Annotated in this window: 18 protein-coding genes, 2 pseudogenes and 1 riboswitch; of the genes and pseudogenes, 11 read left to right on the forward strand and 9 right to left on the reverse strand. The window is 61.3% G+C overall.

All coding sequences use genetic code 11. From position 1 onward, the window contains the following. Position 1: 1 nt before the first annotated feature. Positions 2–3,100, reverse strand: a complete 3,099-nt coding sequence (locus ACYAR8_RS02685) for an autotransporter domain-containing protein (protein ID WP_463579017.1) — start codon at positions 3,098–3,100, stop codon at positions 2–4. Positions 3,101–3,270: 170 nt separating this feature from the next. Beyond that, positions 3,271–4,434: a 1-acyl-sn-glycerol-3-phosphate acyltransferase gene (locus ACYAR8_RS02690; protein ID WP_108120632.1), complete on the reverse strand. Its 1,164-nt coding sequence runs from the start codon at positions 4,432–4,434 to the stop codon at positions 3,271–3,273. A 214-nt stretch (positions 4,435–4,648) separates the two neighbouring features. On the opposite strand from ACYAR8_RS02690, the gene ACYAR8_RS02695 reads away from it, so the two are divergent. The 4 genes from ACYAR8_RS02695 (at position 4,649) to ACYAR8_RS02710 (ending at position 6,760) form a co-directional block, all read left to right on the forward strand. Beyond that, a complete protein-coding gene (locus ACYAR8_RS02695; RefSeq protein WP_108120633.1) occupies positions 4,649–4,831 on the forward strand; it encodes a CPXCG motif-containing cysteine-rich protein in 183 nt (60 codons plus the stop codon). Further along, positions 4,831–5,091, forward strand: a complete 261-nt coding sequence (locus ACYAR8_RS02700) for a putative signal transducing protein (RefSeq protein ID WP_108120634.1) — start codon at positions 4,831–4,833, stop codon at positions 5,089–5,091. The genes ACYAR8_RS02695 and ACYAR8_RS02700 overlap by 1 nt, the downstream gene beginning before the upstream one ends. Before the next feature lie 51 nt (positions 5,092–5,142). Beyond that, positions 5,143–5,787, forward strand: coding sequence for an SOS response-associated peptidase (locus ACYAR8_RS02705; RefSeq protein WP_463579018.1), 645 nt, complete (start codon positions 5,143–5,145; stop codon positions 5,785–5,787). A 154-nt stretch (positions 5,788–5,941) separates the two neighbouring features. Continuing rightward, the gene (locus tag ACYAR8_RS02710) at positions 5,942–6,760 is read left to right on the forward strand and encodes a M48 family metallopeptidase (RefSeq protein WP_074884040.1); all 819 of its coding nucleotides are present in this window, start codon (positions 5,942–5,944) and stop codon (positions 6,758–6,760) included. Between the two features lie 173 nt (positions 6,761–6,933). On the opposite strand, the gene ACYAR8_RS02715 is transcribed toward ACYAR8_RS02710, so the two are convergent. The 3 genes from ACYAR8_RS02715 to ACYAR8_RS02725 form a co-directional block, all read right to left on the reverse strand. Next, a complete protein-coding gene (locus ACYAR8_RS02715) occupies positions 6,934–7,518 on the reverse strand; it encodes a TMEM165/GDT1 family protein (RefSeq protein WP_074884042.1) in 585 nt (194 codons plus the stop codon). Positions 7,519–7,607: 89 nt separating this feature from the next. Next, a riboswitch (yybP-ykoY riboswitch) is annotated at positions 7,608–7,728 on the reverse strand. Between the two features lie 40 nt (positions 7,729–7,768). Then, complete coding sequence (locus ACYAR8_RS02720; RefSeq protein ID WP_463579019.1) at positions 7,769–8,767, reverse strand: methyltransferase; 999 nt, start codon at positions 8,765–8,767, stop codon at positions 7,769–7,771. A gap of 96 nt (positions 8,768–8,863) precedes the next feature. After that, positions 8,864–9,829, reverse strand: a complete 966-nt coding sequence (locus ACYAR8_RS02725; RefSeq protein WP_463579020.1) for a 2-hydroxyacid dehydrogenase — start codon at positions 9,827–9,829, stop codon at positions 8,864–8,866. A gap of 88 nt (positions 9,830–9,917) precedes the next feature. Here ACYAR8_RS02725 and ACYAR8_RS02730 point away from each other — a divergent pair, with 88 nt between their 5' ends. The 5 genes from ACYAR8_RS02730 (at position 9,918) to ACYAR8_RS02750 (ending at position 19,742) form a co-directional block, all read left to right on the forward strand. Next, complete coding sequence (locus ACYAR8_RS02730) at positions 9,918–10,547, forward strand: LysE family translocator (RefSeq protein WP_463579021.1); 630 nt, start codon at positions 9,918–9,920, stop codon at positions 10,545–10,547. Positions 10,548–11,265: 718 nt separating this feature from the next. Beyond that, positions 11,266–12,942 (forward strand): fatty acid--CoA ligase, encoded by a 1,677-nt coding sequence (locus tag ACYAR8_RS02735; protein WP_463579022.1) that lies wholly within the window; start codon positions 11,266–11,268, stop codon positions 12,940–12,942. Between the two features lie 362 nt (positions 12,943–13,304). Next, a complete protein-coding gene (locus ACYAR8_RS02740; protein WP_074884056.1) occupies positions 13,305–15,227 on the forward strand; it encodes a DUF1302 domain-containing protein in 1,923 nt (640 codons plus the stop codon). 14 nt (positions 15,228–15,241) lie between these two features. Then, entirely contained in the window at positions 15,242–16,606 is a 1,365-nt protein-coding gene (locus ACYAR8_RS02745; protein WP_074884738.1) for a DUF1329 domain-containing protein, read from the forward strand. Between the two features lie 364 nt (positions 16,607–16,970). Continuing rightward, the gene (locus ACYAR8_RS02750) at positions 16,971–19,742 is read left to right on the forward strand and encodes a LuxR C-terminal-related transcriptional regulator (protein ID WP_463579023.1); all 2,772 of its coding nucleotides are present in this window, start codon (positions 16,971–16,973) and stop codon (positions 19,740–19,742) included. A gap of 6 nt (positions 19,743–19,748) precedes the next feature. On the opposite strand, the pseudogene ACYAR8_RS02755 reads toward ACYAR8_RS02750, so the two are convergent. Continuing rightward, positions 19,749–19,841 (reverse strand): annotated as a pseudogene (locus ACYAR8_RS02755) (hypothetical protein); the annotation flags it as partial. 268 nt (positions 19,842–20,109) lie between these two features. Here ACYAR8_RS02755 and ACYAR8_RS02760 point away from each other — a divergent pair. Continuing rightward, positions 20,110–20,811, forward strand: coding sequence for a YiaD family glycine zipper/OmpA-like lipoprotein (locus ACYAR8_RS02760; protein ID WP_074884061.1), 702 nt, complete (start codon positions 20,110–20,112; stop codon positions 20,809–20,811). A gap of 184 nt (positions 20,812–20,995) precedes the next feature. Here ACYAR8_RS02760 and ACYAR8_RS02765 read toward each other — a convergent pair whose 3' ends face one another. From ACYAR8_RS02765 to ACYAR8_RS02775, 3 genes and pseudogenes are all read right to left on the reverse strand, one after another. Continuing rightward, positions 20,996–21,901 carry an acyltransferase gene (locus tag ACYAR8_RS02765; RefSeq protein WP_108120643.1) on the reverse strand — a complete coding sequence of 302 codons (906 nt, stop codon included), beginning with the start codon at positions 21,899–21,901 and terminating at the stop codon, positions 20,996–20,998. 79 nt (positions 21,902–21,980) lie between these two features. Continuing rightward, complete coding sequence (gene pta / locus ACYAR8_RS02770; RefSeq protein WP_074884066.1) at positions 21,981–24,074, reverse strand: phosphate acetyltransferase; 2,094 nt, start codon at positions 24,072–24,074, stop codon at positions 21,981–21,983. 94 nt (positions 24,075–24,168) lie between these two features. Next, positions 24,169–24,530: pseudogene (locus ACYAR8_RS02775) on the reverse strand (DUF3565 domain-containing protein). Between ACYAR8_RS02775 and ACYAR8_RS02780 the strand changes: the two are divergent. Further along, entirely contained in the window at positions 24,499–24,984 is a 486-nt protein-coding gene (locus ACYAR8_RS02780) for an FKBP-type peptidyl-prolyl cis-trans isomerase (RefSeq protein ID WP_074884740.1), read from the forward strand. The pseudogene ACYAR8_RS02775 and the gene ACYAR8_RS02780 overlap by 32 nt on opposite strands. Positions 24,985–25,090 lie beyond the last annotated feature (106 nt).

Here is a 25,090-nt window from a genome sequence, read left to right on the forward strand (position 1 = left end):
CTTAGAAAGCCAGCGTCACCCGCGCATTCAACGTCTGATCCGACGCATCGCTGCTCACCTGTCCGTTGTAACTCAGCCCGACACTCAACGTGTCGCTCAACCCCAGATCGACACCCGCGCCCAGCACTGCTGCGTTGCGGGCAATCGGTGCGCCGGAGAGCTCGAAAGTGTCGCCGCCACTGAAAGCCGCGCGGCTCTCTGGCGTCACGTCGCCGTAGGCCCGACGCCAGCCCAGTGTCGCGTTGGGTTTGATCGCGACGCTGCCAGCGTTCAAGCGAGTGGCGGCACGCAGGCCGACGGTGCTGAAGGTGATGTTGTTGTCCTGAGACTTGTTCTCCAGCCTGATCGCGTTGCTGTTCTCATCGAAGGAGTCCGTGTCCAGTCGCACATGGGCGAGATTGGCGAAGGGTTCAAGCTGCGCGTTGCCCAGCTCGATGGCGTAACCCAGTTCGCCAAATACCTGATTGGTCGCCGCGTTGTAATCTTCCTTGAAACGCTCGGAAGCACCCGGCAAGTCCAGCGTGTGCTTGGCCGTCAGCTCGTGCCAGGTGCGGACCGCGCCGAGGCGCAGGCCCAGTTGGCCCCACTTGGCGCCCGCATAGACGCCCAGATGATAGTTGTCGCTGTCAGTGGAGCCTGAGGCATGGCGCAGGTCGAAGCTGCTGTTGCTGAAACCGGCCAGCGCACCCACGCGCCAGGTCTCGTCGAGCGGCACGTCAGCGCCGAACAGCACGCCGCTGGTGTGCGTGTCGAGGCCCGATACATCACCGGTGCTGTCGGTTTTGCCGGTCGCGCCGATGGCTTGAGTCCACACCACGCCACGGGAATCATCTCCTGCGAGGGTCTGTGTGGTGCTGCCCAGTGTCGGTGCCGACTGCGCTTGCTGCAAGCGATCGTTCACCGCGTTGCGCACCAGTCGGCTGTCTTCGATCAGCGCGGACTGGGTCGACGCATGCAGCTCGTTGGACAGCGCCTTGAACGTGGCCTGCGCGGTCGACGCGTCGTCCTGCACCACCTGACGCCAGAGCGCGTTGCCTGCCCCGGCGCTGTCCAGCCCTTGAGCGACGGCTCTGGCATTGCGGGTCGTCGCCAGGCTGGCGAAGGTTTGTGCGTTACGATCCAGCGTCAGCCCGACATCGGTCGCCGTGTAGTTCAGCGTCGGGGTGAGGAAGGCGTAGTTGGTTTGCACGTTGGCAAACGCACCCGTGACGCCACCGGCTGCCGAGAGAATCGAGTAACGGTTTGCGGCCAGCCAGTTGCCGCCTTCAACCAGCGAAAGCGTACTGTTGTTGAGCGTCGCGCGGCCGCTGGCGACGATACGATCGGCATCGCCGTTGGCGTCCGATTCGACCTGGTAGACCGAGCCCTGAGCAAGGTTGACGTCGCCGTTGACGTTCAGTTGCCCGACCGAGTTACCCGGTGCAACTACGCCGCCCTGGGCGACATTGATGCCGCCAACGGTGCCGTTGCCACCCAGCGTTGCGCCTTGCTGCACGCTGACGATGGAGTTGCCCAGGTTGCCATTGACCGCCAGCCGACCCGCTTGCACCGTCGTGGCGCCGGACAGGCTGTTGTTGCCCGTCAGGTTCAGCGAGCCAACGCCACGTTTGATCAACGCACCGTTGCCCGTGAGGGTGTTGGCGAGGGTGTCGTTGGTTGACTGATCGACGACCAGCGTCGCGTTGTCGGTGATCGTTCCGCTACCGAACGCCTTGGCATGGCCGGTCAGCACGCCACCGTTGATCACCGTGCCGCCCGAGTAACTGTTGTTGCCGGTCAGTATCAGATTACCGCTGCCGTTCTTGATCAGCGCGCCGCTGCCGCTGATGTCGTTGCGCCAAGCATCAACGGCGTTATAGCCGCCGAGGCTGGCGTTCATGTTGACCGTCACGTTGGAATTGAACGCCGCATAACCGTCGCCGGCTGCGTACAGGTTTAGACGGCCGTAGCCACCTGACTGATCAATCACCGCATAGCCGGACGAAATCTCGGTGGTCGCCAGTATCTCGCGGCGCTGACTGGCGTCCAGGTACGGGAAGCGGGTTTCCAGCAACACTTCGGCGTTGGTCGGCACCACGGCGGCCAGGTTGGTAGGGCCCACCGGATCGAAGCCATAGGTCATGCGCGAGGTGAACAGCGCCTTGTCCTGAGCGTGTTGAGACGTGCGATCGGTCGCCGGGTCTATGGCGGCCATGCAATTGTTGACGTCACCGCCGCACTGCGCCGTGAAATAGCTCAGTGCCTGTGCGCGAGCATCGGCGCGCAGTTGGGCGTTGGCCGGGTTGGAGAGGTTGTCGATGGCGAAATAGGTTGCGGTGATGCGCCCACCCATCACGTCGAACGGCGAATGCATGCCGGCTTCGATGCGGTTGTCGCCAATTTCCGAGGCGCGCAGCATCAACTCGCTGAAACGCTCGGGAATGGCGTACGCCAGTGCGTATGAAGACAGGTAGGCAGCGTTGGTATGACCGCTGGGGAAACCCGAGTCGCTGGCCGGCGTGGTGCTTTCCGCCGGGCGCAGGGAGGGCGCAACCACAAAAGCCAGACTTTGGCCGTCCAGACTCTGCCGCCATGGTCGCGGATACAAATAGTGGGATTTGGCCGGCGTGGTCGAGGCGTCGTTGCGTACAGCGCCGACCAGATCGACGACTTTGCCCAGCGCCGAAGACGAACTGCCTGCGCCGTTGCCTTTATCGTCGTACTTGACGGTTTTGTTGCTGTCGTCGAATTGCGTGATGGTCGTGAAGGCGCCGGCACCTGCCTTGTAGGCAGCGCTCAACGAGCCCAGGCCGCTGATGGCGCTGTAGCTCTGGTCACGGCGGTCATCGAAGTAGGCGGCTGTTTCCTGGGCGAGGGTGCGAGTGTTGGCACGGTCGACCACGATCTGCAGGTTGCGCCTCAGCAGACTCTGACCCAGGGCGGTCGGTGTGCCCGTGTCCCACGTCGCGCCGGTCGTCCACAACGTGTCGAATCCGGACAGCAGGTCGACACCGTTGATGGTGTTGTCACCCGAACGGCTCGCTGCCTGAACCGACACGGCGAGCACTGAAAGTACCAGGGAAGACACCATGACATGGGCAACCGGTTTGCTGGATCGCATAGCGTACGCCTTCACTCGTTTGGATAGGCGACGACCTTAGCGAGCAAGTCTTACGCTTGAGTGTGTCAGCGGTGACACATTTGTGAAGGCTGATATCGCCAAGGCAACGCAGGCGCACAACGACAAACGGCGCCTTGAGGGCGCCGTTTATTCGGGGGAGGGAAGGGGGCTTAAAGCGGCAACCCGGCCTTCACTCTGTACTGGTTGCGGACCGGCATCGCATATTGCTGAATCAGAAACGGACGATGCTCGGCAGGGCAGCCATTGAGGCGGCGCTGCCATTCGTCTTCGGCGCGGTCCAGCTCGTCCGCCGGAAACACGTCAGCGGCCTTCGGCACCTTCAGCGCCGGCTCGGCGTCGGCCCACTGCGCGTACGCCAGGTAGTGGACCGGGAACAGTCGATAGCCGCCGAGGATCTGCCGGTCCATCTCGATGGCCAGTAGCTTGGTGTCCTCGAACAGTTCGGTGATCGGCGGGGCAAAGTTCACGTGCACGCGGCCTTTGTAGCCGGTGATTCCCAGTGCGATGCTGACGTCGTCCTCACCCGGCACTTTGGTGTAACTGCCGGTGGTGGCGCGGATATACAGCTCTCGCGCCTTGGCGTGATCGCACGGGTCGTATTCATAGCTGATCGACACCGGCGTCAGGTTCAATGACTGAATGACCTCGCCAAACGGCTCGTCCTTGCGGCTCATGTGGAACATCTTGAGGATGGCCGATTCGGTGCGGTCATCGCCGTCTTTGGCGCGGCCTTCCGCCTGGGCGATCCAGATCGACTGGCAGTCATTGCGAATGGAGTGATTGATGTACGCCGACAGCAACTGGTAGGCCGCCATCTTCTCGCGACGCCCTATGATCGAGCGGTGCACGATGAAGCTTTTGTTCAGGCGCATCAGGTCGCTGACGAAAGGCTTCTGCAGGAGGTTGTCGCCAATGGCAATGCGCGGCGTTGGCAGGCCCGCGTGGTAAACCGCATAGTTGACGAAAGCCGGGTCCATCACGATGTCGCGATGGTTGGCCAGAAACAGGTACGCCACCCCAGACTTGAACTGCTCAACGCCGGTGTAGGTCACACCGTCAGTGGCGCGTTCGATGGTGTGATCGACGTAATGCTCGACCTTGTCCTGCAGGGCCGCGACGGTGTCGATGCCGGCGAACTGGCGACGCAGCTTGCGCGCGATGGCCGGTTGCAGAATCCAGCCGAGGGAGCCGGCCAGGCGCGGAAATCGGAAATGCGTGAGGATCGCGAGGAGTGCTTTGTCGCCCAGCAGCCGATCAAGCACGGCTTTTACTTCGCTGTCGTCGTACGGTCGGATGGCATCGAATTCGCCCATCATGCTCTCTTGTCGGAAACGGCTAAGGTAAAGAAGGTCGAGTCCGGTGCAGCAGCGAGTCACGACACCGCAGGCGTGATGCCTGGGCGGCGGCCGCGCAACAAGGCGGCTTCGCTAAAAGTGTCGACTCAGGCTGATGCCCGGATGCTGAGGAATAAAGCTCGACCCGCAAGCAAGTGGGCGATTATACGCAAAACTGGGCCCGGAGACTGGTATGCAGGAAATACAGGATTATGACTGCCCTTATTGCGGCGAACCGGTGGAGGCGGTGCTGGATTTGTCCGGCGGCGATCAGACCTACATTGAGGATTGCCCCGTCTGCTGCCGGCCGATCAACTTCAGTCTGCAGACCGATGGGGAAACGTGGACGCTGGACGTCCGCAGCGAGAACGAGTGATGCGCAAGATTTATGAGCCTGAACACCTGATGGAAGGCGAGCTGTTGCAGGCCATGCTTGCCAGTGAAGGCATCGAGTCCCACATCACCGGTCGGCACCTGCTGGGTGCCGTTGGGGATCTGCCGGCGTTCGGGTTGCTGGGCCTGACGGTCGATGACGACCAGGCCGAGCGGGCGCGTCAGTTGATCACCGAGTACAATGCCGCCTTTCCGCTGCCCGGCGACGAGCCGGACAGCTACCCCGATGTGTTGCTGTGCTGAATCCGGTTCGCGCGCGCCTCATTCGCTTTTCAAAAGAGTTGTGCTGAACCCATGTGTGGACGTTATGCGCTGTTTCGTTGGTCGCCTGCCTTTGCGGCCTTGCCCGGATTTCCGAGCGATCAGCAAGCGCAGTGGAATATTTCTCCTGCTGCGACCGTCCTGATGGTCCGGGCGGCGGCGGGCGAGGTCGAGGAGGGCGCCGAGCGCGGACGTGAAGTGGCGCGGGCACGCTGGGGGCTGACGCCGCCCTGGCTGACCGACATGTCCCGCACGCCGGCCCATGCCCGCGCTGAAACCGTGGCCGAGCAGCCGATGTTCAAGCAGGCTTTTCGGGAGCGACGCTGTCTGCTGCCGGCCAACGGTTTTTATGAATGGCGTGGCAGCGTTCGCAAGCGGCCGTTCTGGCTGACGCCGGCCGAAGGATCGACGCTTTATTTCGCGGCGATCTGGGAAGCCTATCCCGTAGAAGGCCACACCTACCTGAGCGTTGCCGTGGTCACGCAGTCGGCCATGAGCCAGCGTCGACCGTTGATTCTCGACGATGAAGGGCAACGCGCCTGGCTTGATCCGGACTGCCCGCTGATCACGTTGCAATCATTGCTCGCCGCCCCGCAGACGCAACTGCGCGAACGGCCGCTGGCCAATCTGGTGAATGATCCGAAGCTCAACGCGCCGGAATGCCTGACGCCGCTGTAGCACTGTCTCTTGCGGTATAAACCGCGATCCCGTTATTTCTTCCCTGTTACACAGGCGCGTTTTCCTGCGCCTTTTCGCCTGGCAGACGGCTGGCATCTGGTGCTCAGCCCGGGTATTGCCTAGGATGGCGCGATTGTTTCGAAGGAGATACGAAATGCGCGGGATTTTTGCTCTTTGTGGTGTGACGGCAGCTTTGTTGATGGCCGGGTGTCAGGCGGTCAATACCACCACCGGCGATTCGGTGGGTGTCGAGCGCAAGCAATACATGTTCAGCATGCTGTCGACTGACGAAGTCAACAAGATGTACGCCCAGTCGTATCAGCAGACGGTCAGCGAAGCGTCATCCAAAGGCGTGCTCGACAACAGCAGCGCCGAGGGCAAGCGTGTTCAGGCCATCGCCAAGCGTCTGATTGCCCAGGCGCCGAAATTGCGGCCCGACGCGGCGCAGTGGCAGTGGGACGTGAACCTGATCAAAAGCGACGAGCTGAATGCCAACTGCGGTCCCGGCGGCAAGATCATTGTGTACAGCGGCCTGATCAATACGCTGAAGCTCAGCGATGATGAACTGGCAGCGGTCATGGGCCACGAAATCGCCCACGCTTTGCGTGAACACGGTCGTGAAGCCATGTCCAAGGCCTATGGTGTGCAGATGGCGAAGCAGGGCGCCGGTGCATTGTTGGGTTTGGGCCAGGACAGTCTGGCATTGGCCGATACCGTGGTCGATTACAGCCTGACGCTGCCGAACAGTCGGGCCAATGAAAACGAAGCGGACTTGCTGGGCCTCGAACTCGCGGCGCGCGCCGGTTACAACCCGAACGCCGCGATCACGCTGTGGCAGAAGATGGAAGCCCAAGGCGGCGCGTCGCAGCCTGAATTCATGAGCACCCACCCGGCCTCGTCCAACCGCATCGCCTCGTTGCAGGCGGCGATCCCGAAAGTGATGCCGTTGTATCAGCAGGCACCGAAGGGCTGATCATCGCCTGATCCCGATAGGTGAGCTGGCGCGCCGTTTTTCGGAGCGGGTTGGTGCATGAAACGCTGTAGGAGTGAGCTTGCTCGCGATCATCGAATAGTCGCCGCGTATCTGCGGAACGATTGACGAGCCTCGCGAGCAAGCTCACTCCTACAAAGGCATGGGGTCTGTGATTACACCCAGCCGCTGATCTGCATCGCCTTGTACACCGCAACGATCGCCAGAATGAAAAACGCACCCGCCGCCAGGCGACGAATCAACGTCAGTGGCAGTTTCTCCGCGGCGAAATTCCCCGCCAGCACCACCGGCACATTGGCCAGCAACATGCCCAGCGTCGTGCCCAGGATTACCAGCCACAAGCTTGGGTATTGCGCCGCCAGCATGACGGTCGCGATCTGTGTCTTGTCGCCGATTTCCGCGATGAAAAATGCGATCAGCGTGGTCAGGAAGGGGCCGAACTTGCGACTGGTACTGGCTTCATCATCGTCCAGCTTGTCCGGAACCAGCGTCCACAGCGCCGTGGCGGTAAAGCTGGCGGCCAGTATCCAGTGCAGGACGGCGTCCGAAAGGTAGCTGCTGAACCATGCGCCAACGGCGCCGGCTGCGGCGTGGTTGGCCAGCGTGGCGGCGACAATCCCGGCAATGATGGGCCACGGCTTGCGGAAGCGAGCGGCGAGAACGAGCGCGAGGAGTTGGGTCTTGTCACCGATTTCAGCCAGTGCGACGACAGCGGTGGGGACCAACAGGGATTCCAGCATCAGGGTTTTCCTAAGGGGCGGGTCAACACGGCTATGACACGTACAACCTCCCCGCCCCGGGTCAGGATGTTCGTGTCATAGGTCTTGTCAAACCACCGATCCGTCTGAGCGGATCTGGGGTCGCACGCACCATGGTCTGAGGACCAAGTATGTTGATGCGTGCCGGACGAGCATGGCGCTCGTGGGAGACTACTCCCCTAGGACGGTGCGGATTCTGCCTACACGTCTCGTGTTCGGCAAGTGCTAATTATCACGCACGTTTCGCACGGTAAATCCGGAAACCCTGGCCCTCGGCCATGATCGCGCACGGCCCGAGATGCGACTCGATGATCGGCTGATAGCGCAGGAAACTATTGGCAACCAGACGCAATTCGCCGCCTTTTCTCAGATGTTCACGTGCTTTTTTCAGCAGGTTCTCGGTCGCGGCGTAGTCGGTATGCACGCCAGTATGGAACGGCGGATTGGTCAGAATCACGTCCAGGTCGTTCGGCGCGGCGTCGATTCCGTTGCCCGTCAGCACGTCGGCTTCGAGGCCATTGGCAGCCAGGGTCATGCGGCTGCTGGCAGTGGCGAACGCGTCGACATCCAGCATCGTCACTGTCGTTTCGGGGTAACGGCGTTTCACCGCCGCACCGAGAACGCCCGCGCCACAGCCGAAGTCCAGCAGATGGCCGGTGGGAAGGCGGTCGATGTTTTCCAGCAACAGCGCCGAACCCCGGTCCAGGCGGCCGTGGCTGAACACGCCTGGCAGACTCACCACCTTCAACGCGCCGCCTTCGATTTCAATGTCGAAGCGTTTAGCCAGGCTGTCGAGTTCAACGGCTGGCGGAGGCGATTCGACGGTGACTTGCCAGAGCTGGCAATGACGGGCGCTGTCGAGCTTGCGCGTGCGCCCGAACGGACTCAGCTGGCGGGCCGCGGCTTCAATGCCGCCGCGTTTTTCACCCACAAGAAACAGCTCACGTCCGGCCAGGCGGGAAGCGAGCGCGTTGATGAGGTAATCGGCGAGGTCGCGGGCCTTGGGCAAGAACAGCACCGCGGCATCAAAGGGTTCGGCCGGGGCTTCGGTGCCGAAGTGCACGCGCTCCGGGAATCGGGTACCGAGGGTATCGAAATCCCCAGCGTGCCAGCTCCAGCCGCGTGCATTGGGCAGTGTGCTCAGCAGATCGTCGGCGGGGAGGCCGGTCAGCAACAAGGAGCCCCGAAACAAGTCGGCCTGCCGGAGTAACACTTCACTGCGCGGGTCCATCATCGGCTCCTCAAAAAAAGGGCGAAGTTTAACAGGCCTGCCACGCCGCGCACGTGCCCTGTGCAACGGCGTGGCGGGGCTGCAAAGCGCTGCGTGTCAGCTCACGACCCGAACGGGTTCGCCTGCATAAAACGCCAAAGCGTTTTCGTTGATCTGTCCGACGATGCGCTGCCGCGCTTCCTGGCTACCCCATGCGCTGTGGGGCGTGATGATCAAGCGTGGAATATCGCCGGACAGCAGCGGGTTGCCATTCACCGGAGGCTCGACTGTCAGCACGTCGGTGGCCGCGCCGCCAAGATGGCCGTTGCGCAGTGCATCGGCCAGTGCCTGCTCGTTGATCAAGCCGCCCCGCGCAGTGTTGACGATGAAGGCTTTCGGTTTCAGCAGGCTCAGCTCATGGGCGCCGATCATGTCCCGAGTGTGCTCGTTGAGCGGGCAGTGCAGGGTGATGGCGTCGACCTGTGGCAGCAGCTCATTCAGCGGCACGCGATCACCTCGGGCAGGGCGACCGGGAATCTGACCCGACAGCACGCGCATGCCGAAGGCTTCCGCCAGCTTCGCGACGGCGCCGCCCAGTTCGCCATGGCCCAGTAGGCCCAGTGTCTTGCCTTCCAGCTCGACGATGGGGAAATCCAGCAAGCAGAACTGCTTCGATTTTTGCCACTGGCCCTGTTGAATCGCTTTTTGATAGTCAGGCAACCGGGTGGCCATCGCCAGCAGCAACATCATTGCGTGCTGGGCCACGGAGGGCGTGCCATAGCCCTGACAATTGCTCACCACCACACCGTGTTTACGCGCGGCATCGAGGTCGACATTGTTGACGCCGGTTGCGGTCACCAGCACCAGTTTCAGATTCGGGCAGGCGGCGAACGTGTCGGCATCGATCATGATCTTGTTGGAAATGGCCACGTCGGCGTCCTTCAGGCGCTCGGCCACCTGATCGGCCGGGGTGCTCGCGTGCAGCACCAGTTCGCTGAAGGTTTCACGCCACGGCGCGAGGTCGAGATCCCCCAGATCCAGAGAGGTGTGATCCAGGAAAACTGCTCGGCGTTGACTGGGCATCAGCTGTACCTTTTGCTCGGTGGGTGGGAAGGGTAATGTGACGAGCCTACCAGAGCCTGCCGCTCGCCATAACGCCTGGAGAACCTCAATGTACTTGACGGAATTTTTAACCGTTGCGCTGATTCACCTGCTGGCCGTCGCCAGTCCCGGGCCGGATTTCGCCGTCGTCGTGCGCGAAAGTGTGACCCACGGGCGCAAGGCCGGCACCTACACTGCAATGGGCGTGGGCACCGCGATTTTTCTGCACGTTGGCTATTCGCTGCTGGGGATTGGCTTGATCGTTTCGCAGTCCATCGTCCTGTTTAATGCCTTGAAATGGGCCGCGGCGGCTTACCTCATTTACATCGGCATCAAAGCGCTGCGCGCCAAACCTGCGAGTGCATCGGATGCGCCCGTGGACATCCCCAAAGGCGAGCGCACCGCGCGCGGCGCCTTCACTGCGGGGTTCGTCACCAACGGGCTGAACCCGAAAGCGACGCTGTTTTTCCTGTCGCTGTTCACCGTCGTGATCAACCCGCACACGCCGATGCTGGTTCAAGCCGGGTATGGGGTTTATCTGGCATTCGCGACCGGCGCATGGTTTTGCCTGGTGGCACGCCTGTTCAGCCAGCCTCGGGTGCGCGCGGGCTTTGCGCGGATGGGTCACTGGTTTGATCGGGCGATGGGTGGGGTATTGGTTGCGCTGGGTTTGAAGCTGGCGTTGACGGAGATGCATTGATTGCGCGGTATAGAAGGCAAATCGAGGTGGGCGGCGGCGTGATCAGAAGAATTGGGGGCGTCCGAGGGTTCTCCCCGGCCCACCAACCGCGTATCGCCGTGCACACATTTCCCGCCAGACGACGCCCAATGTAGGAGCGCGCTTGCCCGCGATCGGCTGCGCAGCAGTCGTAAACCAGACGCCTTGGTAATGTCTGACCCACCGCATGCACCGGTTTGCTACCGCTGCGCGCCAGATCGCGAGCAAGCTCACTCCTACAGTTTGCGGAGGGTCTGAAGACTTCGCCCCAGACCACGAACCGCGTATCGCCGTGCGCAGATTCCGCGCCAGACGACGATCAATGTAGGAGGGTCTGAAGACTTCGCCACAGACCACGAACCGCGTATCGCCGTGCGCAGATCCCGCGCCAGACGACGCCCAATGTAGGAGCGCGCTTGCCCGCGATCGGCTGCGCAGCAGTCGTAAACCAGACGCCTTGGTAATGTCTGACCCACCGCATGCACTGGTTTGCTGCCGCTTCGCGCCAGATCGCGGGCAAGCGCGCTCCTACAGTTTCGATCCGCGTCGTTCCCGCGCCTCTGATATTCGCCTTGGCAGACGGCGCCGGGCTGCACCGTTTCCGACAGACAATTCATCCCTTCGGCTGATCCGATCGACGCGCCAAGGCCCTACAGTGCATATTTACAAGCCCGCACCTGCACCGTGAAAAGGGATTCCTATGCTGCACACCCGCGTGATTCCGCCCGCCGAAGGGGCGTACCAGTACCCTCTGTTGATCAAGCGACTGCTGCTGTCCGGCGTGCGCTACGAAAAAACCCGCGAAATCGTTTACCGGGACCACTCGCGCTATTCGTATCAAATGCTCAACGAGCGCATCTGCCGGCTGGCCGGTGCGCTGACGGCGGCGGGGGTGAAGGCGGGTGACACCGTCGCGGTGATGGACTGGGACAGCCATCGTTATCTGGAATGCATGTTCGCCATTCCGATGATTGGCGCGGTGATCCACACGATAAACGTCCGGCTTTCGCCCGAGCAGATCCTGTTCACCATGAACCACGCCGAAGACAAACTCGTGCTGGTCAACAGTGAGTTCGTGCCCCTCTACAACTCCATCGCCGGGCAACTGACGACGGTCGAAAAAACACTGTTACTCACCGACACCGATGGCGCTACCGCCGACCTGCCCAACCTGGTCGGTGAGTACGAAACGTTGTTGGCCGCCGCAAGTCCGCACTATCAGTTCGAGGATTTCGACGAAAACTCGGTGGCGACCACGTTCTACACCACCGGCACCACGGGTAACCCCAAAGGTGTGTATTTCACTCACCGGCAACTGGTCCTGCACACCCTGGCCGTCGCGACGATCATGGGCAGCGTCGAAGGCATTCTCGGCGGCGACAAGGTTTACATGCCGATCACGCCGATGTTCCACGTTCATGCGTGGGGCGTGCCGTATGCCGCGACCATGCTGGGCGCCAAGCAGGTGTATCCCGGCCGCTACGACCCCGAGCTGCTTGTGGCGCTCTGGCAAAAAGAGAAGGTCACGTTTTCCCACTGCGTCCCCACCATCATGCAAATGGTCCTCAACGCCAAAGCCGCCCAGAACATGGATTTCACCGGCTGGCACATCATCATCGGTGGCAGCTCGCTGAATCGTTCGCTGTACGAAGCGGCCAAGGCCAAGGGCATTCAGCTGTCTGCGGCCTACGGCATGTCCGAGACCGGGCCGTTGGTGTCCGTTGCGCACCTGAACGACGACCTGATGGCGGCCAGTGAAGACGAACGCATCACGTACCGCATCAAGGCGGGCGCACCGGGTGTGCTGGTCGAGGCGGCGATTGTCGATGGCGAGGGCAATTTCCTGCCTTCCGACGGCGAGACCCAGGGCGAACTGGTGCTGCGTGCGCCGTGGCTGAGTGAAGGGTATTACCGCGAACCGGAGAAGGGTGCCGAACTGTGGGCTGGCGGCTGGCTGCACACCGGCGACGTGGCGACGCTGGACAGTATGGGCGGGATCGACATACGCGACCGCATCAAGGACGTCATCAAGACCGGCGGCGAGTGGGTGTCTTCGCTGCAGCTGGAGGATCTCTGCAGCCGCCATGCCGGTGTGCGCGAAGTCGCCGTAGTGGGCATCGCTGACCCGCAGTGGGGCGAGCGCCCGTTTGCGCTGTTGGTCGCCCGCGAGGGTCACGTCCTGGATGCCAGGATCCTGAAGGAACACCTCAAGCCGTTTGTGGAACAGGGGCACATTAACAAGTGGGCGATTCCGAGCCAGATCGCCCTTGTTACCGAAATTCCCAAGACCAGTGTCGGCAAGCTCGACAAGAAGCAGATCCGCCAGAACATCCTTGAATGGCAGGGCAGCAACAGCGCTTTCCTCTCCACCCTCTGACGCTTTTCTTCGCGGCCATTTTCATCGGTCATTACGTTGAAAATGTGCCGCGGAGGCTCTACTCCGGCGTCTTCCTTGCCAATTCTTCTTTTTCAGCCATGCTCCCCCTGCGATGTGATTTGCCACTCTGGAGTCGGCGTGCCAGAGGTGTCGGCGCTTTAAATCACACTTTAGAGGGATCAAGCAGCAGCACCTGCTGGCTATAGTCGGCAGTAGGTTGATACCGGAGAAAAGCGCATTGATCGTTTCGCAGTTGATTGGCTGCCCGATCAGCGTTGACACCAGGCACTGCGGCCCGTCCGCCTGAGTCGTTTCCGGAAGCACCCACTGCCATAAAAATAAAAGCACATGGAGTAGCGTCGATGACATCAGCTAACCAGTTCTGGCGCCGGGCTAAATTGCCCTTGGCCGTCAGCCTCGCTTCCACGCTCGCCGGCCCTGCATTCGGCGTCAGTTTCAATATCGGAGAAATCGAAGGTAACTTCGACTCGTCGCTCTCTGTGGGGGCAAGCTGGTCCACCCAGAATGCCAACAAGAACCTGATCGGCTCCAACAACGGCGGTCACGGTCTTTCGCAAACCTCCGACGACGGTCACTTGAACTTCAAAAGCGGCGAAACGTTTTCGAAGATCTTCAAGGGCATCCACGATCTTGAACTGAAATACGGCGACACCGGTGTGTTCCTGCGGGGCAAGTACTGGTACGACTTCGAGCTCAAGGACGAAGGCCGCGACTTCAAGGACATCAGCGACTCCGGTCGCAAGGAAGGCGCCAAATCCTCAGGTTTCGAGCTGCTCGACGCATTCGTCTATCACAACTATTCCATTGCCGATGAACCGGGTTCGGTGCGTCTGGGCAAGCAAGTCGTCAGTTGGGGTGAAAGTACCTTCATCCAGGGCGGCATCAACAGCATCAACCCGGTCGACGTGTCCGCGTTCCGTCGCCCTGGCTCGGAAATCAAGGAAGGCCTGATTCCGGTCAACATGTTCTACCTGTCGCAAAGCCTGACCGAAAACCTGTCGGCAGAAGGCTTTTACCAGCTGGAATGGGACCAGACCGTCGTCGATAACTGCGGCACCTTCTTCTCGCAACCGGACGTCATCGCGGACGGCTGTAACAGCAACCTCGCCGTGCTGCGCACCCGCAACAGTCTCAATGGCGCGCTGCCAGCCGCGTTGCGTGGCCCTGTTCAAAGAACGCTGGCCGCCCGTGGCGTGAGCTTCGGCAATCCTGACGAGGGCGCCGTGGTTGCCCGCGGGCCCGATCGCGATGCACGGGACAGTGGCCAGTATGGCCTGGCCATGCACTACAACTTCGAGCCGCTGGACACCGAGTTCGGCGCCTATTACATGAACTACCACAGCCGCCTGCCGATCTTCAGCGGCAAGGGCGGGCCGGCAAGCGCGTACAGCGCAGCGGGTCTGGTGGGCGGTCTGGCGGCCAATGGCGTTCCTCGGGGCGTTGCGGCGGCCCTTGCGCCAACCCTGTTGCCTGTCGTGGTCGCCGGCAATTCCAGCTACTACGTGGAATACCCGGAAGACATTCACCTGTTCGGCCTGAGCTTCTCCACCACCTTGCCCACCGGCACGGCGTGGAGCGGTGAACTCAGCTATCGCCCGAACGCACCCGTGCAGTTGAACACCACTGACATTCTGTATTCCGGCCTGTCGCCGCTGAACTCGAACGTGTCGCTGCTCCAAGGCGCGCCCGGCCAGGACCAGAAAGGTTATCGCCGCAAGGAAATCAGCCAGGCGCAGACCACCTTCACGCACTTCTTTGATCAGGTGATGGGCGCCGAACGTTTGACCGTGGTGGGTGAGGTGGGCTGGACCCACGTCGGCGGTCTGGAAAGCACCTCGAAACTGCGTTATGGCCGCGACCCGAGCTATGGCCCCGGCCCGCTGCCGGGTGGTCAATGCCAGACCCTCAACGCCAGCACCCTGGCCGGTGCGGCGCAGAACAACCTCAGCCGCTACTGCGAAAACGACGGCTTTACCACCACCGATTCGTGGGGTTACCGCGCTCGTGCCATCTGGGATTACAACAACGTCTTCGCCGGCGTGAACCTGCGCCCGAGCGTGGCCTGGTCCCACGACGTTGACGGCTACTCGCCGGGCCCTGGCGGCAACTTCGAGGAAGGTCGCAAGGCTGTGAGTCTGGGGCTCGACGCCGAGTACCAGAACACCTACACCGCCAACCTTTCCTACACCAACTTCTTCGACGGCAAGTACACCACCGTGGACGACCGCGACTTCGTAGCGCTCAGCTTCGGCATGAACTTCTAAGGACAATAATGAAAATGAAAATCACGAAGGGTCTGTTGCAGGTTGGCGTGTTAGGTCTGTCGTTATTGGCGACCAGCGTGATGGCGGCGGTGTCCGATGCCGAAGCCGCCAAGCTGGGCACTACGCTGACGCCGATGGGCGCGGAAAAAGCCGGCAACGCGGCCAACACCATCCCGGCCTGGAGCCCGATGCCGACCAATGCCGGCGCCGTGGACGACAAAGGTTTCCTGGCCAACCCGTACGCCAACGAAAAGGCGCAGTTCACCATCACTGCGCAGAACGTGGATCAGTACAAGGACAAGCTTGCCCCGGGCCAGTACGCGATGTTCAAGCGTTACCCGGACACCTACAAGATGCCGGTCTACCCGTCCCACCGTGGCGCGACGGTGCCCGCTGACGTGTTCGCCGCCATCAAGAACAACGCCACCAAGACCAAGCTGGTGGGCGGCGGTAACGGCCTGGAGAATTTCGAGACCGCGGTGCCGTTCCCGATTCCGAAAGACGGCCTGGAGGTGATCTGGAACCACATCACCCGTTATCGTGGCGGCAGCGTCTCGCGTCTGGTCACCCAGGCCACGCCGCAGACCAACGGCTCGTTCAACCCTGTGTACTTCCACGATGAGTTTGTCTTCCGCGACAAGATGAAGGATTTTGATCCGAAGAATCCCGGCAACATCCTGTTCTACTTCAAGCAGGAAGTGACGGCGCCGGCGCGTCTGGCAGGTTCGGTACTGCTGGTCCACGAAACCCTCGATCAGGTCAAAGAGCCGCGTGCGGCGTGGGTCTACAACGCCGGACAGCGTCGCGTCCGCCGCGCGCCGCAAGTGTCCTATGACGGGCCGGGCACCGCCGCCGACGGGCTGCGCACCTCCGACAACCTTGACATGTTCAACGGCGCACCCGACCGCTACGACTGGAAGCTGATCGGCAAACAAGAGATGTACATCGCGTCCGACAGCTACAAGCTCGACGATCCGAAATTGAAATACGCCGACATCATCAAGGCCGGCCACATCAATCAAGACCTGGCGCGCTATGAGCTGCGTCGCGTCTGGCACGTGACCGCTACGCTGAAAGAAGGCCAGCGCCACATCTACGCCAAACGTGATTTCTTCATCGATGAAGACACCTGGCAGGCAGCGGTCATCGATCACTACGACGGCCGTGGTCAACTGTGGCGCGTGGCGGAAGCCCATGCCGAAAACTACTACGACAAGCAGGTACCGTGGTACGCCCTTGAAGCCTTGTACGACCTGCAATCAGGCCGCTACCTGGCGCTGGGCATGAAGAACGAAGAGAAGAGGGCTTACGACTTCGGCTTCACCGCCACTGCCAGCGACTTCTCGCCCAACGCGCTGCGCCAGGAAGGCGTGCGCTAACGGCTGACCGGATAAGCGGAGAGCGTGCAATGTTGATCACAGCTACAGCGCACTGATGTCCTCCGCTGTTTCACCCTGTGGCTGGACCCCATAGAGCAGCAAGAAAACACCCCGAGTGGTCGGGGTGTTTTTTTTCGTCTGGATTCAACGCTGCCGCCGCGCTTCAGGCTCAGCCGCACCGCCGATTAAACGTCGGCGGACGAGCAAACATGTACCTTCCCAGACATATAAACCGACATTCGCCCTGTTGATGGGATACGTTTTCTTACAGTCTTTCGTCTAACAATGTTCAAAAGGCTCCACATAGCCGCTAGTCTCCCGACATCTGAACGCCGAACAACAAGCACTCCAACAAGAGCCGGCCATGACTGATCTGTCGCGTTTGCAAGGATTCGCAAATCACGCAGTCACTGCGTTGGAAGGTCGTTTCTTCCGTCCGCCCCTGCCTGAAGGTTATGTATCGAGACCTCGATTGTGCGAGCGCCTGAGTGCGGGTCTGTCTGGCCGCCTCTTGTTGATCAGCGCGCCGGCCGGTTTCGGCAAAAGCTCACTGGCGGTGGAGTTCTGCGAGAGCCTGCCCGATCAGTGGCAGAACCTCTGGCTGGGTCTCAGCCACAGGGACAGCGACCCGGGCCTGTTTCTCGAACGTCTTCTCTGCGGTCTCCAGCAATTCTTTCCTCAACTCGGCACCCAGGCGCTCGGCCTTCTGAAGATGCGTCAGCGTCACCAGCCGTTTGCCTTCGAAGAGTGGCTGGACGGCTTGCTGGATGAGTTGGCGATGCACCTGATGTTGAGCAAACCGCTGCTGCTGGTGCTCGACGACTATCACCTGGTGCAGGGACCCGTACTGGATCGCTGCCTGCAATTTCTTCTCAATCATCTGCCTGCTGGCATGAACATCATGGTTACCAGTCGGCAGAGACCGAACTGGCACCTCGCGCGGCTGCGGCTGTCCCGTCAATTGCTGGAATTGTCCGAGCAGGATTTGCGTCTGACTGACGACGAGTCGCTGGCGGTGCTGGATCAACAGCGCAATGGCTTGAGCGATGAAGCACTGCACGCCTTGCTGCAACGCAGTGAGGGTTGGGTGGCCGGGCTGCGATTCTGGCTGCTGGCGGCCAACGAAGCTGGGAGTAACGCGCTGACCCAGGGGCTCAACGGCGGGGAAGGGCTGATCCGTGATTACCTCCTCGAAGAAGTCATCGATTGCCTGCCGGCTGACGTTCAGGCCTTTCTCTATGAGACCGCCTGTCTGGAGCGCTTCAGCGGCGCCCTGTGCAATGCCGCACGTGACAGCCATGACAGCGCCGAAATGCTTGGGTACCTGCAAGCGCATCAGGTGTTTCTGGTCCCCCTGGACGAGCATGGTCGCTGGTTCCGCTATCACCATTTGTTCTCGGATCTGCTGCGCGCGCGTGCCGGACCCAGTGTCACGCCGGAACAAAGGCGCGTGCACCTGAACGCCTGCCGCTGGTTCAGCGATCAGGGAATGCTCGACGAAGCCATTGAACAGGCGTTGCGTGCGGGGCATCTTGATGTAGCCGCCAACCTGGTGCAGAACCTGTCCGAAGAGCAACTGCTCGCCGAGCAAAACGTCGGCATGCTGCTGCGCTGGAAAATGGACTTGCCCGACAGCCTGCTGGTCAGCACGCCGCGGTTGATCGTGCTGTACGCCTGGGCCCTGGGCCTGGCGTGTCAATTGGACGCAGCCGAGGAGCTGGGCAATCACCTCAGTCGATTTCTGCCAGCCCCTTCCGCGACCGCGCAAAATTCGATGCTGGCGCAATGGCTTGCGCTCAGCGGGATCATCGCTCGAGGCCGCGGCGACAGTGAAACCGCCCGGCGTTATTGCAGCGAAGCGTTGGTCAGTCTGCCGCCCAAGCGGTATGGCCAGCGTTTGTTGTGCCTTTCGACGCTGGCGAACCTGGCCATTGCCGATGGCGATTTATGGCGCGCCCGGGCGCTGAACCGTGATGCCCTTGAGTTGGCACAGCGGGTGGCCAATCCGTTGTTTGAGGCGCTGGCGCACTACGACCGCGCGCGCACGTTGCAGGCCCGTGGCGAAACGCTTCGCTCGATGGAGGAAGTGCGCCAAGGCTTGCGGCGTCTGAATGGCTTGTCTTCGCAAAAGCTGTACGCGGTGCGCGCGCGGCTGACGTTGTACGAAGGGTATTTGCTGGTGCAGTTCCTTCAACCGCAGGCAGGGCGCGAGCGTTTGAATGCCGGGCTGGCCGAGGCGCGCGCTTGCCGTGACATCAGCGTGCTGATCGGCCACTGCGTGATTGCCGGGATGGAGGGGCGTGAAGGGCGCTACGCCGAAGCCTTCGCCGAGCTGGCCGAGGCCGAGCGACTGATGCACATCTGGGACGTGCCGCCGGTGTATTACCTGGCAATGATCACCCTCGCCAAATGCGAGCTGTGGCTGGCCCAGGGCCGTATCGACCTGGCCGACGCCTGGTTGCTGCGACTGGGGCAGACTTATGGCGGCCAGCAACCCGCTGCCGCCCCCGAATGCTCGCCGCAACTGCCTCAGCAGATCGAAACCCTGCGGGCGGTTCTTGACCATATTCAGGGTCGCACCGAAGAGGCAATGGCGCGGCTGCACGGTCTGCTGGAGTATGCCCAGCGGATCGGTGCAGGGCTGCTCGGTCTCAATGCGGCGAGTCAGCACATCCTGTTGTTGCTCGACACATCACGTGGCCCTGAGGCCGATGAGCTGTTCCAGCAGAGCCTTCTGCTCGCCGCGGGTGGTGCGGTTCTGCCGTTCCAGCGCCTGATCCGTGGCCATCCCGACTGGTTGCGCGAGCAACTGCACAAACGCCCCTCATGCCGGCTTGTCGATTATCTGCTCCAGCAACTTCCTGAAGCGGCGCCCGCCCAGGGGCTGCCTTGCCTGCGCATGACCAGCGAGCCGTCCAGCTGCAACGCCGGCAACGGCGGCGACCACCTCAGCGCCCGCGAACTCGGCGTGCTGCAGCTGATCGCGCAAGGTTGCTCCAATCAAGAGATCAGCGAGCGCCTGTTCATTTCCCTGCACACCGTCAAAACCCACGCCAGCCACATCAACGGCAAACTCGGCGTCGAGCGTCGGACCCAAGCCGTTGCTCGGGCTCAAGAGCTGGGATTACTGGGCTGATTGATCGGCATGTGCGGCGTCCCAGCCCTTCTTGTAGGGCCGGTCTAAAGTCACCGCGTCATACACGTCGCAGATAGCGCACATTTTCGCCAGCAGACTGCCCGGTTATCCAGTCAATATCTATTTAATTCATAGTGTTGTATGCGTTGACCGCGTTGTTTGACGGATTTCTCGAAGGATAAATACGCTGAGCAGCATGTTCAAAAAACACATAAATATTTGTTTTTTTATTTAAGAGACCTGCCTTTGGCCGTACAAAGGCGGTTCAGCCCCCGTTAAGGAATTTTTGACGGGGACCGTGCTCTAATCGCCTAAATCGTCGGCCTTTATGTGTGGCCGTAGAAAAGCAAAACAGGAGCTCTCCTTGATGTTGACCTTTCGCCGTTTGATCATCGCTGCCACCGCACTGACAGTGCTTTCCGGCTGCGCGACGCAGAATCCATACGACAATCAGGGGCAGGCGCAGAACTCCGGCGGCATGAGCAAGACCGCCAAGTACGGCGGCCTGGGTGCCTTGGCCGGCGCCGTTGCCGGTGCTGCCATCGACCACAACAACCGTGGCAAAGGTGCGCTGATTGGCGCTGCGGTGGCAGGTGCGGCATCGGCCGGTTACGGTTACTACGCCGACAAGCAGGAAGCTGCACTGCGCGCCAGCATGGCCAACACCGGCGTACAGGTCCAACGTGAAGGCGACAACATCAAACTGGTGATGCCGGGCAACATCACGTTCGCCACTGACTCGTCGGCCATCGCCAGCAGCTTCTACTCGCCATTGAATAACCTGGCCGGTTCGCTGAAGCAGTACAACCAGAACATGATTGAAATCGTTGGCTACACCGACAGCACTGGCAGCCGTCAGCACAACATGGACCTGTCGCAGCAGCGCGCGCAGAGCGTTGCGACCTACCTGACCTCCCAGGGCGTTGATGCGTCTCACCTCTCGGTGCGCGGTGCAGGTCCTGATTCGCCGATCGCCAGCAACGCCGACGTCAACGGCCGCGCCCAGAACCGTCGCGTTGAGGTCAACCTCAAGCCGATTCCTGGCCAGCAGTACCAACAACAGCAGTAACCCCGTGACGTGAAACCAAAAACCCCGGCCAGTGAGCCGGGGTTTTTATTTGCCGAGCAGATTTCTCCCATCCCTTGTAGGAGTGAGCTTGCTCGCGGTAGCGGAGTGTCTGGCAACTGATAAGCGTCTGACAGAGTGCCATCGCGAGCAAGCTCACTCCTACAGCAGCGTATCAATGCAGCCTTCAGGATCTGGCGGGGTAGCGCTCATGCATCTGCGCAAGCAGCGCGTCCTTGTCTTCCCACAGCCGGTTGATCCACTGCTGAAACTCCAGGCGGTAGGCATCGTCCTGATCGTAGCTTTTGCCAATGAACTGCGGCGGGATCTGCACTTCTTCAAAATGCGCGACCACTTCGCGAACGTTCCCGCACAGCAAGTCCCAATACCCTGGCCGACCGGCCGGGTAATGAATGGTCACGTTGACGATGGATTCCAACTGCTCGCCCATGGCGTCCAGCACGAAGGCGATGCCGCCTGCCTTGGGTTTCAACAGATAGCGGAACGGCGAGTTCTGCTGTGCGTGCTTGGCTTCGGTGAAGCGCGTGCCTTCGACGAAGTTGAAAATGCCTACCGGGTTGTTACGAAACTTCGCACAGGTGCGGCGGGTAGTGGCCAAGTCCTTGCCTTTCTTTTCCGGGTGCCTGGCCAGATAAGCCTTGCTGTAGCGCTTCATGAACGGAAAGCCCAGCGCCCACCAGGCGAGGCCAATCACCGGCACCCAGATCAGCTCCTGCTTGAGGAAGAACTTGAGCGGGCGGATGCGCCGGTTCAGCACGTACTGCAGCACCATGATGTCGACCCAGCTCTGGTGGTTGCTCGTCACCAGGTACGAATGCTGATAGTCCAGTCTTTCCAGCCCGCTCAGGTGCCAGCGGGTGTGACCGAGCAAGTCCATCCAGGCGTTGTTGTTGCTGATCCACGCCTCGTGGATGTGGCTCATCAGCCAGTCGGTCACCTTTTGCGCGGCCGGGAAAGGCAGGCACAGCTTGAAGATGGCAACGACGAACAGCGGCGTGCAGCAGAGAATCGTGTTGAGCGCCAACAGCAACGAGGCGATGACGCCGCGCAAAGGGGCGGGCAGGAAATCCATGTGAATCGAACTCCGGGTCAGTCAGCCGCCGGTGGGTTCCGGCGGGGTTATTGTGGGCAAGCGATATTGCAGCGCAATGTTATTGCGGCAGCGTCGCCGCCTGAATCGCCGTCAGTGCAATGGTATAGACGATGTCGTCGACCTGAGCGCCGCGGGGCAGATCATTGACCGGCTTGCGCAGGCCTTGCAGCATCGGGCCGAGGCTCACGCAGTCCGCACTGCGCTGCACCGCCTTGTAGGTCGTGTTGCCGGTATTCAAGTCCGGAAACACGAACACATTGGCGCGACCCGCCACCGGGCTGTCCGGCGCCAGTTGCCGGGCGACGTGCTCGTTGGCCGCGGCGTCATATTGCAACGGCCCGTCGATCAACAGACCACGCTGGGTCTCGCGCGCCAGTTGCGTGGCTTCGCGCACCTTTTCCACTTCTTCGCCGCTGGCCGAATTGCCGCTGGAATAGCTGATCATCGCTACCCGCGGTGACAAGCCAAACGCCACGGCCGAATCCGCGCTCTGCACGGCGATCTCCGCCAGCTCGGTGGCGGTCGGGTGCGGGTTCATGATGCAGTCGCCGTACACCAGCACCTGCTCCGGAAACAGCATGAAAAACACCGATGAAACGAGGGTGCAGCCTGGCGCCGTCTTGATCAACTGCAGTGCGGGCCGAATGGTGTTGGCGGTCGAATGGATCACCCCCGACACCAGCCCGTCCACTTCGTCGAGGGCCAGCATCATAGTGCCGATCACCACCGGGTCCTCCAGTTGCTGCTCGGCCATTGGCGCATTGAGGTTTTTGCTGCGGCGCAGATCAACCATCGGCGCGACGTAGCGCTCGCGGATCTGGTCCGGGTCGAGAATCTCCAGGCCCGGCGGCAGCTCGATGCCGTGGGCTCGCGCCACGGCATTCACTTCTTCGGGCTTGGCCAACAGCACGCAGCGGGCAATGCCGCGGGCCTGACAGATGGCGGCCGCTTGCACGGTCAAAGGCTCGGCGCCTTCGGGCAATACGATGCGTTTGTTTGCCGCCTGGGCGCGCTGGATCAGTTGATAACGAAACACGGCTGGCGACAGGCGCATCTCGCGAGGCGTGCCGCAGCGCTGATGCAGCCAGTTGGCGTCCAGATGGCTGGCGACGAAATCAGTAATGATCTCCGCGCGTTCGCGGTCATCAATGGGGATTTCCTTGTTCAGCTGATTGAGCTGCGTCGCGGTCTCGTACGAACCGGTGCTCACCGACAGCACCGGCAACCCGGCCTGCAGCGCGCCTCGGCACAGGTCCATGATGCGCGGGTCGGGCAAGGTGTCGCTGGTCAGCAGCAGGCCGGCCAACGGCACGCCGTTCAGCGTCGCCAGGCTCACGGCCAGAATGATGTCGTCACGATCCCCCGGGGTGACCACCAGCACGCCCGGCTTGAGCAGTTGCAGCGTGTTGAGCACCGTGCGGGCGCAAATGATGATCTTCGACATCCGCCGCTGCTCGTAATCGCCAGCGTTGATCACTTGCGCACCGAGCAGATCGGCGACGTCGCGGGTGCGCGGAGCGTTCAGGTCGGCCTGAAACGGAATGCAGCCGAGCAGGCGGAAATCACCGCTGCGCAAGAGTGGCGAGTGTTCCTTGAGCCGCGCCGAAAAGGCTTCCATGCTCTCGTCTGTGCGGACTTTGTTGAGGATCACGCCGAGCACTTTCGGGTCTTTCGGGCCGCCGAACATCTGCGCCTGCAGCTCGACGCGGCCGGAAAGCTCGGTCAGCACTTCGTTTTCCGGGGCCGATACGAGAATGACTTCCGCATCCAGCGCTTTGGCCATGTGCAGGTTGACCCGCGCGGCGTAGCTGGCGCTGCGGGTCGGGACCATGCCTTCCACGATCAGCACGTCGCGGCCAATCGAGGCCTCTTGGTACAACTTGATGATTTCTTCCAGCAGCTCGTCGAGCTGGCCTTCACCGAGCATGCGTTCGACGTGGGCCAAGCCCAACGGCTTGGGCGGCTTGAGGCCGTGGGTGCGCGCGATCAGTTCAGTCGAGCGTTCAGGGCCCACGTCCCCGGGATGGGGCTGAGCGATCGGCTTGAAAAAACCGACCTTGAGCCCGGCGCGCTCCAGGGTGCGCACCAGCCCCAGGCTGATGGACGTCAGGCCCACACCAAAATCTGTGGGCGCGATAAAAAAAGTCTGCATGCGGGCTTCTCGAAAATGAGCAGTGCAAGGGTCATGGCGCTATGAATTCAGCCATCGGACCGGATAAACCAGGACGCTGTTCAGTCGCAGCGTCTCAACGGGGCCCAAGGTTATCGTTATCTGACCCCGACGCGCACCAGCCGCAGTGAAAGGACTGGCCGATTGTTGCCTGGCGCTGCGCCGGATCAACCACCCAGGCCCGGGATTGCCAGGGCGGGTCGTGGCGCAAATGCTGGGTGTGGCCGCAGGACAGCTCAACCACCCAATGACCGTCACGGTCCTGTACAAAGCCGGTAATGATTGAGTGGGGGGAGGGGGCTTTCGGGGATTCCAATCGGGGCCGTCCGTCTGAGTTGCGTTCGCTTTCGCGCGAGTGCTTGGTTAGACTTGGCCGCTCATATCTATTTGCAAAAGGTCTCGCCCCATGCCGATCGCCGCCAACAAGGCTGTCTCCATCGACTATACCCTGACCAATGACGCTGGTGAGGTCATCGACAGTTCTGCCGGCGGCGCGCCGCTGGTTTACCTGCAAGGCGCAGGTAATATCATCCCGGGTCTGGAAAAGGCACTGGATGGCAAGGAAGTCGGCGACGAACTGAAAGTGGCCATCGAGCCTGAAGATGCGTACGGCGAATACTCCGCCGAATTGGTCAGCACCCTCAATCGCAGCATGTTCGAAGGCGTCGACGAGCTGGAAGTCGGTATGCAGTTCCACGCTTCTGCGCCGGACGGCCAGATGCAGATCGTGACCATCCGCGATCTGGACGGCGACGACGTTACTGTCGACGGTAACCACCCACTGGCCGGTCAACGCTTGAACTTCGATGTGAAGATCGTTGCCATCCGTGATGCCAGCGAAGAAGAAATGGCCCACGGTCACGTGCACGGCGAAGGTGGTCATCACCACTGATTGTCCTGCTAAGCTGAGTGAGCTGGCCAGGCGTCCTCGCGGTCTTGTGAAAACGTTTGTTTTTGCGGTCTGACAGGGCGCCTTTTTCGGCCAAGGGTTTTTAGGG

Source organism: Pseudomonas sp. HP_01, assembly GCF_055284355.1.

Excerpts from the sequence above, each read along its gene's own strand:
- ACYAR8_RS02685 (WP_463579017.1), bottom strand. The coding sequence starts at position 3,100 with ATGCGATCCAGCAAACCGGTTGCCCATGTCATGGTGTCTTCCCTGGTA.
- ACYAR8_RS02690 (WP_108120632.1), bottom strand. The coding sequence starts at position 4,434 with ATGGGCGAATTCGATGCCATCCGACCGTACGACGACAGCGAAGTAAAA.
- ACYAR8_RS02695 (WP_108120633.1), top strand. The coding sequence starts at position 4,649 with ATGCAGGAAATACAGGATTATGACTGCCCTTATTGCGGCGAACCGGTG.
- ACYAR8_RS02700 (WP_108120634.1), top strand. The coding sequence starts at position 4,831 with ATGCGCAAGATTTATGAGCCTGAACACCTGATGGAAGGCGAGCTGTTG.
- ACYAR8_RS02705 (WP_463579018.1), top strand. The coding sequence starts at position 5,143 with ATGTGTGGACGTTATGCGCTGTTTCGTTGGTCGCCTGCCTTTGCGGCC.
- ACYAR8_RS02710 (WP_074884040.1), top strand. The coding sequence starts at position 5,942 with ATGCGCGGGATTTTTGCTCTTTGTGGTGTGACGGCAGCTTTGTTGATG.
- ACYAR8_RS02715 (WP_074884042.1), bottom strand. The coding sequence starts at position 7,518 with ATGCTGGAATCCCTGTTGGTCCCCACCGCTGTCGTCGCACTGGCTGAA.
- ACYAR8_RS02720 (WP_463579019.1), bottom strand. The coding sequence starts at position 8,767 with ATGGACCCGCGCAGTGAAGTGTTACTCCGGCAGGCCGACTTGTTTCGG.
- ACYAR8_RS02725 (WP_463579020.1), bottom strand. The coding sequence starts at position 9,829 with ATGCCCAGTCAACGCCGAGCAGTTTTCCTGGATCACACCTCTCTGGAT.
- ACYAR8_RS02730 (WP_463579021.1), top strand. The coding sequence starts at position 9,918 with ATGTACTTGACGGAATTTTTAACCGTTGCGCTGATTCACCTGCTGGCC.
- ACYAR8_RS02735 (WP_463579022.1), top strand. The coding sequence starts at position 11,266 with ATGCTGCACACCCGCGTGATTCCGCCCGCCGAAGGGGCGTACCAGTAC.
- ACYAR8_RS02740 (WP_074884056.1), top strand. The coding sequence starts at position 13,305 with ATGACATCAGCTAACCAGTTCTGGCGCCGGGCTAAATTGCCCTTGGCC.
- ACYAR8_RS02745 (WP_074884738.1), top strand. The coding sequence starts at position 15,242 with ATGAAAATCACGAAGGGTCTGTTGCAGGTTGGCGTGTTAGGTCTGTCG.
- ACYAR8_RS02750 (WP_463579023.1), top strand. The coding sequence starts at position 16,971 with ATGACTGATCTGTCGCGTTTGCAAGGATTCGCAAATCACGCAGTCACT.
- ACYAR8_RS02760 (WP_074884061.1), top strand. The coding sequence starts at position 20,110 with ATGTTGACCTTTCGCCGTTTGATCATCGCTGCCACCGCACTGACAGTG.
- ACYAR8_RS02765 (WP_108120643.1), bottom strand. The coding sequence starts at position 21,901 with ATGGATTTCCTGCCCGCCCCTTTGCGCGGCGTCATCGCCTCGTTGCTG.
- pta (WP_074884066.1), bottom strand. The coding sequence starts at position 24,074 with ATGCAGACTTTTTTTATCGCGCCCACAGATTTTGGTGTGGGCCTGACG.
- ACYAR8_RS02780 (WP_074884740.1), top strand. The coding sequence starts at position 24,499 with ATGCCGATCGCCGCCAACAAGGCTGTCTCCATCGACTATACCCTGACC.